Origin of the sequence: Providencia sp. PROV182 (genome assembly GCF_028480325.1) — a bacterium.
Classification (GTDB): domain Bacteria; phylum Pseudomonadota; class Gammaproteobacteria; order Enterobacterales; family Enterobacteriaceae; genus Providencia; species Providencia hangzhouensis.
Genome location: NZ_JAMPOL010000001.1, coordinates 22,487 through 37,672 on the forward strand (window position 1 = coordinate 22,487; position 15,186 = coordinate 37,672).

General features: G+C 40.1%; 12 protein-coding genes. 8 read left to right on the forward strand and 4 right to left on the reverse strand.

Annotated elements, in window-relative coordinates; translation table 11 throughout:
• Nucleotides 1-6 precede the first annotated feature (6 nt).
• Nucleotides 7-1,467 carry an NADH-quinone oxidoreductase subunit NuoN gene (gene nuoN / locus PR834_RS00095; RefSeq protein WP_004259851.1) on the forward strand — a complete coding sequence of 487 codons (1,461 nt, stop codon included), beginning with the start codon at nucleotides 7-9 and terminating at the stop codon, nucleotides 1,465-1,467.
• 56 nt (nucleotides 1,468-1,523) lie between these two features.
• On the opposite strand, the gene PR834_RS00100 is transcribed toward nuoN, so the two are convergent.
• Together PR834_RS00100 and PR834_RS00105 are read right to left on the reverse strand one after the other, a co-directional pair.
• Nucleotides 1,524-2,507 carry an alpha-xenorhabdolysin family binary toxin subunit B gene (locus PR834_RS00100; RefSeq protein WP_004259854.1) on the reverse strand — a complete coding sequence of 328 codons (984 nt, stop codon included), beginning with the start codon at nucleotides 2,505-2,507 and terminating at the stop codon, nucleotides 1,524-1,526.
• 11 nt (nucleotides 2,508-2,518) lie between these two features.
• Nucleotides 2,519-3,727: an alpha-xenorhabdolysin family binary toxin subunit A gene (locus tag PR834_RS00105; protein WP_164561087.1), complete on the reverse strand. Its 1,209-nt coding sequence runs from the start codon at nucleotides 3,725-3,727 to the stop codon at nucleotides 2,519-2,521.
• 745 nt (nucleotides 3,728-4,472) lie between these two features.
• Here PR834_RS00105 and PR834_RS00110 point away from each other — a divergent pair.
• From PR834_RS00110 to menE, 6 genes are all read left to right on the forward strand, one after another.
• The gene (locus PR834_RS00110) at nucleotides 4,473-5,807 is read left to right on the forward strand and encodes an isochorismate synthase (RefSeq protein ID WP_136134376.1); all 1,335 of its coding nucleotides are present in this window, start codon (nucleotides 4,473-4,475) and stop codon (nucleotides 5,805-5,807) included.
• Between the two features lie 119 nt (nucleotides 5,808-5,926).
• Entirely contained in the window at nucleotides 5,927-7,600 is a 1,674-nt protein-coding gene (gene menD / locus PR834_RS00115) for a 2-succinyl-5-enolpyruvyl-6-hydroxy-3-cyclohexene-1-carboxylic-acid synthase (protein WP_164455517.1), read from the forward strand.
• On the forward strand, nucleotides 7,600-8,364 hold the full coding sequence (gene menH / locus PR834_RS00120) for a 2-succinyl-6-hydroxy-2,4-cyclohexadiene-1-carboxylate synthase (RefSeq protein ID WP_196725015.1): 765 nt from the start codon (nucleotides 7,600-7,602) through the stop codon (nucleotides 8,362-8,364). The genes menD and menH overlap by 1 nt, the downstream gene beginning before the upstream one ends.
• A gap of 12 nt (nucleotides 8,365-8,376) precedes the next feature.
• Nucleotides 8,377-9,234, forward strand: a complete 858-nt coding sequence (gene menB / locus PR834_RS00125; RefSeq protein ID WP_004259866.1) for a 1,4-dihydroxy-2-naphthoyl-CoA synthase — start codon at nucleotides 8,377-8,379, stop codon at nucleotides 9,232-9,234.
• The gene (gene menC, locus PR834_RS00130) at nucleotides 9,234-10,205 is read left to right on the forward strand and encodes an o-succinylbenzoate synthase (protein WP_272536267.1); all 972 of its coding nucleotides are present in this window, start codon (nucleotides 9,234-9,236) and stop codon (nucleotides 10,203-10,205) included. Before menB ends, menC begins: the two co-directional genes overlap by 1 nt.
• Nucleotides 10,193-11,602, forward strand: a complete 1,410-nt coding sequence (gene menE / locus PR834_RS00135; RefSeq protein ID WP_272536268.1) for an o-succinylbenzoate--CoA ligase — start codon at nucleotides 10,193-10,195, stop codon at nucleotides 11,600-11,602. Before menC ends, menE begins: the two co-directional genes overlap by 13 nt.
• A gap of 44 nt (nucleotides 11,603-11,646) precedes the next feature.
• Here the strand turns inward: menE and PR834_RS00140 are convergent, their stop codons facing one another.
• Nucleotides 11,647-13,086, reverse strand: coding sequence for a catalase (locus tag PR834_RS00140; RefSeq protein ID WP_272536269.1), 1,440 nt, complete (start codon nucleotides 13,084-13,086; stop codon nucleotides 11,647-11,649).
• A gap of 334 nt (nucleotides 13,087-13,420) precedes the next feature.
• On the opposite strand from PR834_RS00140, the gene PR834_RS00145 reads away from it, so the two are divergent.
• Complete coding sequence (locus PR834_RS00145) at nucleotides 13,421-13,963, forward strand: YfaZ family outer membrane protein (RefSeq protein WP_096864878.1); 543 nt, start codon at nucleotides 13,421-13,423, stop codon at nucleotides 13,961-13,963.
• Nucleotides 13,964-14,114: 151 nt separating this feature from the next.
• On the opposite strand, the gene PR834_RS00150 is transcribed toward PR834_RS00145, so the two are convergent.
• Nucleotides 14,115-15,065: an Rpn family recombination-promoting nuclease/putative transposase gene (locus tag PR834_RS00150; protein WP_004259881.1), complete on the reverse strand. Its 951-nt coding sequence runs from the start codon at nucleotides 15,063-15,065 to the stop codon at nucleotides 14,115-14,117.
• Between the last annotated feature and the right edge of the window lie 121 nt (nucleotides 15,066-15,186).

Consider the following 15,186-nt stretch of genomic DNA (forward strand, 5'->3'; position numbering starts at 1 on the left):
TTCGCCATGACAATAACTCCTCAAGAACTGATCGCAATACTACCACTGATGATCGTCGGGTTGACGGCGGTGGTTGTGATGCTGTCCATTGCGTGGCGACGCGATCACCTTACCAGTGCCGCGCTGACAGTATCTGGCTTTGTTATTGCGTTGCTTTCACTGATTTGGGTAGCCGACGGCTACCTAATGGATGTGACTTCGCTTATTCGTGTTGATGGCTTTGCGCTGTTCTATAGTGCATTAGTCCTGATTGCAGGTATCGGTACCAGCATCTTTGCCTACCACTGGCTGGAAGGTTTTGGCGACAATAGAGATGAATTCCACTTGTTAGTTGCTATCGCGGTGGCAGGTGGTGTGCTGTTATCTATGTCAAACCATATGGCGTCGATGTTTATCGGTATTGAGCTGATTTCATTGCCACTGTTTGGCTTAGTTGCCTATACCTTTGAGCGCAGTCGCACATTAGAAGCTGGGATCAAGTACATGCTGTTATCTGCAGCAGCGTCTTCATTCCTGTTATTCGGAATTGCGTTACTGTATGCGGAATCGGGTAGCTTAAGCTTCGCAGCTGTTGGTCAAAGTCTTTCTGATAACCAAATTCACGCCCCATTAGTGATGATTGGTTTCGGTATGCTCATTGTTGGTTTTGGCTTTAAACTGTCACTGTTTCCATTCCAACTGTGGACACCAGACGTTTATCAAGGTGCGCCTGCACCTGTATCAGCTTTCTTAGCAACGGGTAGTAAAATCGCTATCTTTGCCGTATTAGTGCGTATCTTTTTGGAAGCACCAATTGCCAACAGCAATACGTTAGCGATTGTGATTTCAGTGATTGCCATAGCATCTATCTTGTTTGGTAATTTACTGGCTATCACACAAAAAAGCGCAAAACGCTTGCTGGGTTACTCATCTATCTCGCATATGGGTTATTTACTCGTTGCCCTTGTTGCGTTACGTATCGACCCAGTAGCGTCACAAGTGACTATCGCAATCTACTTAGTGGGTTACTTGTTTGCAAGCTTAGGCGCATTTGGTGTTGTGAGTATCGTTTCCAGTCCTTATCGTGGTGATGACCAGGATGATTTCAGTGCATTCCGTGGGCTGTTCTGGCATAAACCCGTTCTAGCAACGGTAATGACTGTGATGATGCTGTCGCTGGCGGGTATTCCAATTACATTAGGATTTATTGGTAAATTCTATGTGATTGCATCTGCGGTGAATGCAGAGTTATGGTGGTTAACAGGAGCTGTAGTGGTTGGTAGTGCAATTGGCTTATATTACTACCTAAGCTTTATGGCTAGCCTATATAGCCGCGATGCAGAACATGCAGAACGTTATACAGGCCCTGAAAAAGCAACGTTAGGGACCGTTGTTGCTGTTATTTGCGCCATTGCGGTTATTGTCTTTGGTGTATGGCCACAACCTCTTATTGATATGACATCAACAGCACTTGCTGTGATTAACTAATAGGCTAAAATTTCCTATAGTTGATAAACCGGCTACTTTTGAGTAGCCGGTTTTTTTTAATCAGGTAACTGACGCTGATATTGGTATTCCATATCATCTAAAAAAGACATTAGTACTTGGCTTGCGGTATTGATCTTTTGAATATTTACTGTTTTTTCAGACGATTTTTCATTAATAAAATGGCACCATTCCCACCAATAATTCTTAATGAGGCCTATCTGAGTAATAATTGATAATTTATGTGAATCTATAGCGGTGATTTGTTCTGATAAGAGCATGAGTTGAGAAAGCTTAAATATTGTTTTATCAATGTGATTAACTTCTTCCTTTAATTCTAAAATTTGGTTTCCTAAATCTAGCCTGACCTCTACAAGTTGCGCAAATTCTAAACCATCATCAATGACTGATAATAAATTTTTAATAAAAGCAATGGCTGACTTTAATATTTGCTTTTTATTTGTTGGCATATCAATTGAGTCAATTAACTCATCATTTAACAAATGTTTTTTTAAGAAATCAGTGATTTTAGATTTTAAGATGATATCTTCTGCTGCGGTAATAACGGAGTGTTGCTGATTGATTTCGTTTATTTTTAGCATTTTACTATTTTTGGATGTGACTAGGAGTTCTTTTTGTTCTGCGTATTGCTGTAGTTTATGTTGGTTGCTTTCTTCCACATGAATGAGTGATAGAGAGTCGGTGGTGTAACTGAATTTGGTAATTATTCTTTCTAGCTCTAATTTAAAATCAATTAAATCTTCAATAAAGCTTGTGACTAAAATTCCGTCAGGTATATTTGTATTTTCACTATTTAATTCACTTTTTAAAATATAATTTAATTTTATTTTTAGCTTCGGTATCGAGTTTCTGATTGTTTCATTTATATTGAAAGTCTTACTTGCAATTTTTTGTATCTTTCCGTGTATGATAAAGTCATAATGTATTATATTTTTATTAAATGCGGAAATTTCATTTGACATATGCCTTAACTGATAAATATCAATGGAGGGCAATATCGGTAAATCAAGCTTATCTTGCATATGAGTACCTTTTATTGAGGGGGGGTGCTATTTGGTTGAATTTGGTCAAATAACGTTATTAAATGTGTAGAGTATTCTTGAATGGTATACCAGGATGTAACAATTCGTTTGAAATGAGTAATGAATTTAATAAGTTTATCAGCGTTATTGATTTTTTTGAAAACCTCGATTGATTGGGTTATTTCAGTTAGGAGGACAAGCCACATATAATCTAAATGGTCAACGGCTAACCGTGCATCTTTAAAGAAACCATCGATTTTATGGAGGTTAATTTGAATATCAAAGATAACTTTTTTGATGAGTTCTTCTTTGTTAATTTGATCGTTAATTGATTTTATTTCTGCTAATGTTTCATTTTTTCTTGCTCGAATTTTTTCAGCTTTCGAGCCAAAAATACTACCAGTAATAATGAGACCGATGACACCACCTGCTAAGCCGGTGAAGCTGAGTTTTACAAAATGTGAATACTCTTGTTCTAATTGCTGTAGTTCCTGTTTTTTCGTTTTAAGTAATTCTTGTAAGTAGGTATCTGTAATTTCATTATCAGTAGTTTCAAGTTGATTATATAGCCCTTTAATATTAAACAATAATGATTCAACGTGTTGATAATTAGATAGATACCCACCTGTAATATGTACTCTAAAATCTGAAATGATATTTTTAATATTACTTGTCTTAATGGATTGCTCCTTAATATCATCTTTAATTAATTGTAAGATATTAGTTAGTTCAGTCGCTATTTGTTGGTCATCGCTTTGATAAAATATTTCATCTAACTCACTTTCATTAATATCATTCAAACTGTCTGATACTCTTTTCAATATAGGCATATGGTTTATATATTCAATAATCTGCCCTCCTGTATGTATAATGTTTCGGCTAGCTAGAGATAGGTTGACAGATTGCTCTTTAACATGTTGCTCGACATTATCCCAGGTATTGGCATGATCTCGAATATTGATAATGGTATTAATTAATTCGTCTGTATCTATTGGTAAAGTGGTTGATGAGGTAATACCAAACCATTTTAGAATATCATTTTTTTTCCAAGGCAAAGAAAGAGAGAAGTAAACATGGCGATGTATGCTAATTAAATCGTCTAATGTAAAAATACCGACTTCGCGGGTTGAAAGAGCATCTTGATTCGTTAATAAAGCTAAGGTTGTATGGCCTATATGCTCTTTTTCAATAATTCTGTCGTAATTTTCTTTTGTATTCATTTTAAAATCCATGTTGATTAAGTTAAGGATTGAACACTAATTTGTATTAGCACTATTGTATGGTTGAGTTACCTATTTATTGTAAATGAAAATATAAATTTCATATTTGTTAACCTACTAGAAATTGGCTGAAAGTTTTATACTAAAAAATGAAAAACAGAGCTAAAAAATAGCACTTTGAACAAGTCAATACATGTTTAAAATATTATTTTGTATTATATATATTTAGAAATCATCTATAGTGATACTAAATTAAATAACGCATAACAATATGATGATAATTAAAATTTACGGTGGTTTTACTTTTTAGGGCTAAATAGAATTGTAATGGAATATAGGTTTGCAGATTAAATATAACTATGTTTCAAAATGGAATTCTTATTGGATAAAAATGAAGCAATTTCGAGAGGAAGGAAAGAAGAAAGGGGATAAAATCACATTTTCAATTAATTAAATGAATGGAATGACGTGTAATATATATAATAAGCTATACTATCAACAACCTGAACCTCTATTCGTGTAACAAGGTTGGTTTTGATGTGATTTCTCTTGGCTATCGTCATTTGGGGCATAAGCGATAATTATAGTGATGTACTAAAAACAATTTGTTTATTGCAGATAATCTGTTTTTAGTGCTGAACCGGTGACATAGCATTTACTGTTAGTCATCAATGTATTAAAAAATGGTTTTGCGCTATATAATAACGCGTAGTGAATTTGTGTGATGTAGCAGTGGGAATCTAAAGTGAACTATAAAAAAATTGATCAACTGATAACTGAAATTTTGGATCATTTGTCTACATTGACACTAAAAAACCAAGAGTTTATTCGTTTTGTTTGGCAATTGGATGCGCAGACCGCTTTCCCTGGTCTTTCATGGCTATCAGTGCAAGAAAGCTACCCTCAATTTTACTGGTATCAACGGACGGGAGCTGAAGAATGTAGTGCTCTTGGCATGGTGAAATCTTTTGATTCGATAGATAAGGCTCAAGCTTTTTTATCGCAATACCCTGATATACCAGAAATGCGCCTATGGGGGCTTAATGGGTGGAATGCCGTCGGGGATGGGATCCCTGACGAGATAAAACGTCAAGCAACATTTTGTTTTTTACCTCGTATTGAAATTCATCGACTACGTTCAACGATTAACGTTAGTATCAATATAGAAGGTGAAGAAGATCGCTTAAATGCCATTCATCTTTTACAGCAATTAAAACCCGCTTCTCAAGTGACATTGGCACTGAATGCGGATATTACTGCGCAAGAACATATTCCTACTCATGATGAATGGTGCCGTTTATTAAATTGCGCTATTGATGATATGAAGTCAGGGAAAATGGAAAAAGTGGTTATGGCAAGGGAAACAAAACTCACCCTGTCTAAGCCTATTGCGGTTGCTCAGTTTTTAGCACAAAGCCAGCAAGTGAATCATCATTGCTACCATTTTATGATGGCCTTCAACGCGCATTCTGGTTTTATTTCTTCAACCCCCGAGCGTTTATATTTACGTCAAGATGGCCAATTAAATTCTGAGGCCTTAGCGGGAACCGTCGCTAATGACCCTGATGATGCAGTCGCAGCAGAGTACGCTAAATGGTTGATGGAAGATAAAAAAAACCAACATGAAAACTTAGTGGTTGTTGATGATATTTGTCAACAATTGCAAGGGGCGGTGACTGGGGTAGATGTGTCTTCAGCAAAAGTTATTCGTTTAAGAAAAATTCAACACCTTTATCGTTCAATTGTTGCGACGCTAATCACCCCTTCTGATAGCGATTGTTTACAACGCCTCCAACCTACCGCAGCCGTGTGTGGTTTGCCACGAAAAGTCGCTCGGCAATTTTTAGCCAAAAATGAACCTTTTTCTCGCGGCTGGTATGCAGGAACGGGTGGTTTTATGAGCTTAAATAAAAGTGAATTCGCGGTATCTCTACGTTGTGCGCAAATAGAGGGTGCACAGGTCTCATTATATTCAGGCGCTGGTATTGTCAGTGGCTCAGACCCAGAGCAAGAGTGGATAGAAATTGAAAATAAAGCGGCTGGGCTAAAGTCTTTATTTGAAAATAACGAAAAACCATAAAATAAAAATGGTTATTTTCTTTTTTATTTCAATTAGTTCATCAAAAATTGTCCTGAGATCAAGAAATTTATTTCAGCCAGTCTAAACTAATTGATAACTAATAATTTGCTGAGCATATTATGTCGAATTCTGCTTTTAACCTCCGTTGGGCTGAAGTGATAATCGAAGCACTGTCTCGCCACGGAATGAAACACATCTGTATTGCGCCTGGTTCGCGCTCAACACCCTTGACCCTTGCGGCAATTAACCATGGTAAATTGCATTGCCATACGCATTTTGATGAGCGTGGTTTAGGGCACCTAGCTCTAGGTTTAGCAAAAGCCAGTCATGAGCCTGTAGGGGTTATCGTTACCTCTGGTACAGCTGTTGCAAACCTTTACCCTTCATTAATTGAAGCCGGTTTAACAGGGGAAAAGGTGATTTTTCTTACCGCTGACAGACCGCCAGAATTGATTGATTGCGGTGCTAATCAAGCTATTCGGCAAACACATATTTTTGCGTCTCACCCCTCTCAATCATTAATGTTGCCACGGCCGACGCAAGATATTTCAGCGAAATGGTTGGTCACCGCGATTGATAATGGCATGAACCAGTTACACCATGGTGGCTTTCATATTAATTGTCCATTTGCAGAGCCACTATATGGTGAAATGGATGGGGAATATGAGTGGCAGCAAACACTTGGAGAATGGTGGAATTCTTCTCACCCGTGGTTAACGGAGCCATTAACCCATTCCGTCGCATTGGTTGCGGATTGGTATTTTTGGCGTCAGAAAAAAGGCGTTGTGATTGCAGGGCGAATGACAGCGAGTGAAGGGGAGTTAGTTGCAAAATGGGCACAGGAACTTGGATGGCCAGTACTCGGTGATGTGCTGTCTCAAACCGGACAACCTTTTCCATGTGCCGACTTATGGCTACAACATCCAGAAACTCAGTCTATTTTAAAAGATGCGGAATTAGTCGTTCAGTTTGGTTCAAGCTTAACGGGAAAACGGCTCTTACAATGGCAAGCCAATTGTGAGCCGCAAGAGTATTGGATTATCGACTCAATACCTCAGCGGTTAGACCCAGCCAATCATAAGGGAAGAAAATTAACCTGTTCAATCAAGGGTTGGCTAGATAACCATCCTGCACAGCCGAGAAGCTTGTGGTGTGAGTCGCTGCCCACTTTAGTGCAAAAAACTCAACACCATGTGCGCCAACGCTTACAAGCGCAGTTTTCAGAAGCCGCAGTTGCACACCAATTACCTGAACTGCTACCTCCACGAGGCCAACTATTTGTTGGCAACAGCTTAATTGTCCGTTTGGTAGATGCACTAGCACAACTTCCATTGGGCTATCCTGTTTATAGTAACCGGGGCGCGAGTGGTATTGATGGTTTGATTTCTACCATGGCAGGTGTTCAACGGGCAACAGCACGGCCAACATTGGCTATTGTTGGGGATATTTCTGCATTATATGACTTGAATAGTTTGGCTTTGTTGCGTGAGCCTTCAGCGCCCACCGTTCTGATCGTGGTGAATAACAATGGTGGGCAAATTTTTTCTATGTTACCTACACCAGACGAAGCAAGACAAAACTATTACTGTATGCCGCAAAATGTCAGTTTCGAGCCCGCGGCGAAAATGTTTGGTTTACAATATTGTACGCCGACAGACTGGACAACACTAAAAAATACCGTTCAACAATTTTGGCGCCGTCAACAGGGCACATTGCTGGTGGAATTGCAGGTGGCAAGTGATGAAGGCGCCCGTACGTTAAAACAACTATTGAATGAAGTTGTGGAACTGTAATGTTATCTGCCCATAGACATAATTCAGTCTCATCTGCTCCTTGGGTCATCTGGCTGCATGGCTTGTTAGGTAGTGCCGATGACTGGCTACCAGTGATTGAACAAACACGTGCTTTTCCATCGTTAGCGGTGGATTTACCAGGGCATGGCGGTTCTCACTCAGAGCCATGCCAAGGTTTTTCACATTTTGATCAACAACTCAGCGCTCTTTTACAGTATCATCAAATTAATGAATACTACTTGGTTGGCTATTCACTCGGTGCTCGGTTAGCGATGCATTTTGCCTGTCACTATCAGCCTAACGGATTATTAGGTCTAGTGATTGAGGGGGGCAATGTGGGATTAGTCAATGAACAAGAACGAGTTGCTCGGGCGGCTAATGATAAGGCATGGGCACAACGTTTTCGTTCAGAACCCATCGAAGAAGTGTTAGATGATTGGTATCAACAAGCTGTATTTGCTGATTTGTCGACCACTCAGCGCCAACATTTAATTCAGTTACGTCGGCAAAATAACCCGCACAGTATTGCTGCTATGCTAGAAAATACATCATTAGCAAAGCAACCTTTCTTGGCGGACAAATTGCATCAATTGACCTGTCCTTATCGTTATTTTTGTGGCGAAAAGGATAAAAAATTTCGAAGCGTTTCGCAACAATATGAATTGCCGTTAACGCTAATTGAAAATGCAGGGCATAATGCGCATCGGGAAAACCCAATGGGCTTTGTAGCTGCACTACACCATTTTTTATCACACTGTGGTTAAAGGAATCTGATAATGATTTATCCAAGCGAAGAAAAATTATACGCACCAATTGAATGGCAAGATTGCTCTACAGGGTTTGAAGATATTCGCTATCATAAATCTCCTGAAGGGATTGCAAAAATTACGATTAATCGCCCAGAAGTGCGTAATGCTTTTCGTCCACAAACCGTGAAAGAAATGATCCAAGCTCTATCTGATGCACGCTATGATGACCAAGTTGGAACTATCATTTTAACGGGTGAAGGTGAAAAAGCATTTTGTGCCGGTGGTGACCAAAAAATTCGTGGCGACTACGGCGGGTATCGTGACGAAAGTGGTACTCATCACTTAAATGTATTAGATTTCCAACGTCAAATTCGTACTTGTCCAAAACCTGTGGTGGCAATGGTCGCCGGTTTCTCTATCGGTGGTGGTCATGTGTTACATATGATGTGTGACCTGACTATTGCTGCAGATAACGCAATCTTTGGCCAAACCGGTCCAAAAGTTGGCTCATTTGATGGTGGCTGGGGTGCGTCTTATATGGCACGTATTGTTGGGCAGAAAAAGGCACGTGAAATCTGGTTCCTGTGCCGCCAGTATAATGCACAAGAAGCGTTGGATATGGGGCTGGTTAATACTGTCGTTCCTTATGCTGACTTAGAAAAAGAGACTGTGCGTTGGTGTCGTGAAATGCTAGAGAACAGCCCAATGGCATTACGTTGCTTGAAAGCCGCCTTGAATGCAGATTGTGATGGTCAGGCTGGCCTGCAAGAGCTCGCAGGTAATGCCACTATGTTGTTCTATATGACAGATGAAGGGCAAGAAGGCCGTAACGCCTTTAATGAAAAACGTGCTCCAGACTTCTCTAAATATAAGCGTAATCCATAATGCGTAAAGCCCGTATTTATTCGTTCAGCCTGCCGATGGAGGCAGGCGTTATCCTTCGCTATCAGCGACTAAAAACGCGTGATGGGCTTTTAGTCTGTTTACAAGATGGGGATAATGAAGGTTGGGGAGAAATTTCGCCTCTACCTGAATTCAGTCGTGAAACATTAGAAGAAGCAACCGCAGAAACTATTAAGCGACTGAATGAATGGGTGAAAGAAGGCAAAATTTCTAATAGTTTATTACCCTCTGTGGCTTTTGGGTGCAGCTGTGCTCTAGCGGAGCTGGCAGGGGAGCTTCCTGAACAAGCTGATTACCGCAAAGCGCCTTTATGTAGTGGAGATCCTGACGATTTAATCTTAAGCCTTGATGCAATGGAAGGTGATAAAGTCGCTAAGGTTAAAGTCGGTCTATATGAAGCGGTACGTGATGGTATGGTGGTTAACCTGTTACTAGAGGCAGTTCCAGAACTGAAACTGCGTTTGGATGCGAATCGCAGTTGGACCCGAACAAAAGCCGACGGTTTTGCTAAATATGTTAATCCAGACTACCGTAGTCGTATTGCGTTTTTAGAGGAGCCGTGTAAGACCCGTGAAGAGTCACTGCAATTTGCAGCAGATACTGGCATTAGTATTGCTTGGGATGAAAGTGTACGTGAAGAAGGCTTTATGGTAGAATCGCAGGAAGGGGTTTCTGCGATAGTCATTAAACCGACCCTGACAGGTAGCTTGTCATATTGCCGCTATTTAGTGGAAGAATCACATCGCTTAGGGTTACAAGCTGTGATTAGCTCATCCATTGAAAGTAGTTTTGGTTTAACACAACTTGCTCGTGTAGCGCATTGGCTAACGCCAAATACCATTCCAGGCTTAGACACGGTATCACTTATTCAATCTCAATTGGTACGGCCTTGGCCACAATGTGATATTCCGCTTCAGCAGTTAGATGATTTAACGCTTGTATGGCAGAGTTAACACAATTTAAAGATTGGCCTTGGCAACACTGGGCCAATCTTCGTCCGAACTCAATCGCTCTAGTCACAGAGTCCCAAAGTATGACTTGGGAAAGTGTAAGCCAACAAATTACTGACCTTAGAACTTACTTTTTAATGCAAGGCGTAGAGCAGAGGCAGTGTATTGTTTTACATGGAAAAAATTCAGTTGAATTATTACTGAGTCAGCTGGCACTTATTGCTTGTGGGGCTCGTGTTTTACCATTAAATCCCCGCCTCCCAGAACGGTTGTTAGCAGAATTATTACCTCATCTTAATGTTAGCTCAGTTATTGATTTTACTGATGAATCAAATCTGTTAGCAAATTATCGTAATTTAGATTATCAACTTTATTACCATTTTATTAGTGATGAAGAGGTTGCTCCGGTTATTTTTCAAGAGGTTATTCAGCAGCCCGCTACGTTGATTTTAACATCGGGATCGACAGGCCTACCTAAAGCCGCTGTTCACAGTATCGCTGCGCACTTAAATAGTGCAGCAGGTGTTGTTAATCTGATGAATTACCAGCAAGGAGATTGTTGGTTACTATCGCTGCCGTTATTCCATGTATCTGGTCAGGGGATTGTTTGGCGCTGGCTTCTTAAAGGTGGCTCACTTGCGGTCAAAAACCTTCCTTTGGCTCAAGCATTGCATGAGGTCACTCATGCCTCTTTAGTTCCGACCCAGTTATGGCGTTTATTAAATGATAAATCAGTGACTAATATCGCATTGAAAGCCGTTTTATTGGGAGGAGCGAGTATCCCTTCAACCTTGACGGATCTGGCTCAACAGCATGGTATTGCTTGTTGGAGCGGCTATGGGATGACAGAAATGGCATCTACGGTTTGTGCGAAACGGGCAGACGGTAAAAAAGGTGTCGGTTTACCCTTAAAAGGCAAGCAAGTTCGTCTTGTGGATGATGAAATTCAAATTCAATCAGACAGTCAGGCTCTGGGTTATTGGTTTGATGGGCAACTTCACCCATTAAATTGCCTAGATAACTGGTTTAAAACCAATGATAAAGGGGCTTTTATTGATGGGGAATATCAGGTTGTTGGTCGTCTAGATAATTTATTTATTAGTGGCGGGGAATGTGTTCAACCCGAAGATATCGAATCAGTCATAAATTCACATCCTGATGTCAGCCAAAGTTTTATTATACCTATTGATGATGTGCAATTTGGGCAACGTCCTGTCGCGGTTATTGAAGCAAATGAGTCAGTGGATTTAAATCAGCTGGCGGATTGGTTAAAAGATAAACTCGCTCCATACCAATATCCTATGGCATTTTATTATTTAGACCCTGAATTGAAAGCAGGGGGAATAAAAGTGTCTAGGCAACAAGTGAAGAAGTGGTTGTTAGCGAGAATAAGAGAATAGGGCGAAATAGTGGCGGGGTTATCCCCACCACTTAATGACTTACACTATTTTAGTGCTTTTAACGCTTTTTCAACACCCGCACCGTATTCAGGGTGAACTTGTTTAAATAACTCGATTTGGCGCACTTGTGTGGCTTCAGTCGCGTCAATCAGTTCACCGGCAATACGTTTAAACATACGTTGGTGCTCGGCATCATCTAACAACTCATATAATGCACGTGGCTGGCTGAAATAATCTTGGTCTTCGCGGTGATCCCAATGGTCAGCAGCACCTTCAATAGATAATGGTGGTTCGCTAAAGTCCGGTTTTTCTTGGAATAATCCGGCTTCATTTGGCTCATAGGTCACATGGTTGCCGCTATTACCGTCAACACGCATTGCCCCATCACGGTGGTAATTATGGAACGGGCAACGTGGGGCGTTTACTGGGATTTGGTGATGGTTGACACCAAGACGATAACGATGAGCATCGCCATAAGAGAACAGGCGGCCTTGTAACATTCTATCTGGCGAGAAACCAATACCCGGAACCACGTTAGCAGGGCTAAAAGCGGCTTGTTCTACGTCAGCAAAATAGTTGTCTGGGTTACGATTAAGTTCAAAATAACCGACATCAATTAATGGATAATCTTTGTGTGGCCATACTTTGGTTAAGTCAAATGGGTTATAAGGAACTTGAGAAGCTTCTTTTTCTGGCATAATTTGCACTTGCAAATTCCAGCGTGGGAAATCCCCTTTCTCGATGGATTCAAACAGATCTCGCTGTGAACTTTCTCTATCTTTACCCACTAACTGCTCAGCTTGTTCATCAGACAGATTTTGAATACCTTGTTGGCAACGGAAATGGAATTTGACCCAGAAACGTTCATTGTTACTGTTGATGAAACTATATGTATGGCTACCAAAACCATGCATATGACGGTAACTTTGTGGGATACCACGGTCACTAGCATCAATGGTTAACTGGTGTAAAGATTCAGGTAATTGGGAGAAAAAGGCCCATTTATGTTCCATTGTACGCAGGTTAGAGCGAGGGTCACGTTTAACTACGTGGTTTAAATCAGGGAATTTTAATGGGTCACGGAAATAGAATACAGGGGTGTTGTTACCCACCATATCCCAGTTACCTTCTTCAGTATAAAACTTTAATGCGAAGCCACGAATATCACGTTCTGCGTCGGCAGCTCCACGTTCGCCTGCAACGGTAGAGAACCGAGCGAACATTTCTGTTTTTTTCCCTACTTCAGAGAAAATTTTTGCACGAGTATAGCGGCTAATATCATGGGTTACGGTAAAGGTACCGAAAGCACCAGAACCTTTTGCGTGCATACGTCTTTCAGGGATTACTTCACGGTCAAAATGGGCAAGTTTTTCTAAAAACCAAACATCCTGTAATAACATTGGGCCACGTTTACCCGCTGTCATGACATTATTATTATTGGCGACTGGGGCGCCTGAGGCGGTAGTAAGGCCTTTCTTTTTCATCACAATGCTCCTTTGTTTGGATTAAATGACTACACAAACCTAACTAATAAGTTAATATTTTGTAAAAAATAAAAAACACGACTACAATAAACTTGTAATTCAGTATAGTTATTATGGAATTGATTATCTAATTAATATAACCAATTACTGTGATTACAAGTAAAAAATACGTATTTATCGCACTTTTTTGCACTAAAATTTTTGATGCGTGAAATTTTGTAATGAATAACGAGGGCTTTTATCGAGGCTATAGCGTAAATCTAGGTAAGAATGGCTGAAAATAGGGTGAGATTCGCGTAATATCCATAGGTAATAATATCAAGAGGATAAAATAATGCGCAAATTATTATTATTGGCAGCAGCGATGTCACCATTATTCGTAGGTACTGCACATGCAGTTTCAGTTAGTGCACAAGCAGGTGAACATTTTACTGAGCTGTCTGCAGGGTTAGGTAACCAAAATGCAGGATTGGCATTTAACGGCTCTTGGGCTCGTAGTGACCATGATGGGCAAATGGGTAGTATTGGTGCGACATTTGGCTTACCTATTGGGCCTTTTTCTGCATTTGTAGGGGGTAAAGGGCTATATCTATCACCTGATCACAATAGTAATGGTGCTGCATTAGCTGTTGGTGGTGGGTTAAATTGGCAGGCTTTGCCTTCACTCAATATTTACGGTGAAGCTTATGGTGCTCCAGAGCAACTGACTTCAGGCAGCAAATCGTACGTCGAAGCTAAAGCCGGTGCACGTTATACGGTATTTAAGCCTTTATCTATTGATGCGGGATATCGCTTAATTGAAATGAAAGGGACACATGGTCATAGTAGCGATAAAGTTGCTGATGGCTGGTATGTAGGGGCTGGCCTTTCATTCTAACAGGGTTATCTTGTTCATAATGCCCCTAGGCGTACATTATGTGTACGCCTAGGGCGAATTTGATGATGTAAACTTAGTTGAGTATTTTTTAAAATAATTGGTTAAACTTTTAGCTGCTTATCCATAGCTATTTACTTCAGTTTTTATTGCATTACTTTAATGACGTCAGCTCATCACGGCTCAATCCGGTGCTTTTCATAATAATTTCAGGGCTAACACCGTTTATCAATAAGTTGCGAGCTAAGGTGGTTTTAGTTTTTTGAACGCCTTCTTGAAGCCCTTTTTGAAGCCCTTCCTGTTTGCCTTTTTGCAGCCCCTCGAGAAGGCCCTCTTGATGACCCTTATTATGTAAGCGTTGTGCGATATTCATAATCGTCTCCTTGTGCTTTTCTGTTTGCGCTTCTAATGTGTAGATAAATTTTTCAAAATCAGTTGAGTCTAAAGCAGAAAATAGGTAATTGATGATAGTGACCACATCATTGTCGCTATTATAGTGTTGATTGAGTGCTTGCGCCAATAAAGGAAGCACATGGTGAAACTCATCTCGCAAACGTTTATGTTTCATCGCTAATTCCATAACAGCAATTTTGCGATGATTTACTAATTCATTATCGTCTATTACAGTGATATCAACCAACGGGAATGATTGTGTATATAACGTATTTGCCAGCTTGGGCTGAGGAAAACAATCTGTCCATAACTGAGTGTAAGGGTAAGGTGAACGAGTACCGTGGTAGAAAAGAATAGGAACAACTAGAGGTAATACAGTGCTTCCTTGCTGCATATGCTGATTCATTGCTAAAAACGCATAATGCATTAAGCGCCACGCCATCAGTTTATCTGGGGTTGACTGGTGCTCGACTAATAAATAAATATAGCCTGTTCCATGTGAGGTCTGTACTGAATACAGAACATCAGATAGCCGAGAGCGAAGCTGTTTATCAATAAATGATGAGTTAGTCAGCTTTAGCGTAGTGAAATCACATAATGATTTTATGTGTTTTGGTAAGTGAATTTCAAAAAAGTCACGTGCGCTGTCTATGTTTGACATAAACCTCTTAAATGCTGCATCGTGGACAGCAGAAATATTTTTCCTTTTCATTCAACCTAATTCCTTATTTACCTCTCAATAACTGTAAAGCAAGAGGGGTAGGGTTGTCTTTTCGGAATTATTTTCTGCCAAATGACGTAATTAAAGAAATATATATTAAATTATATGCAAA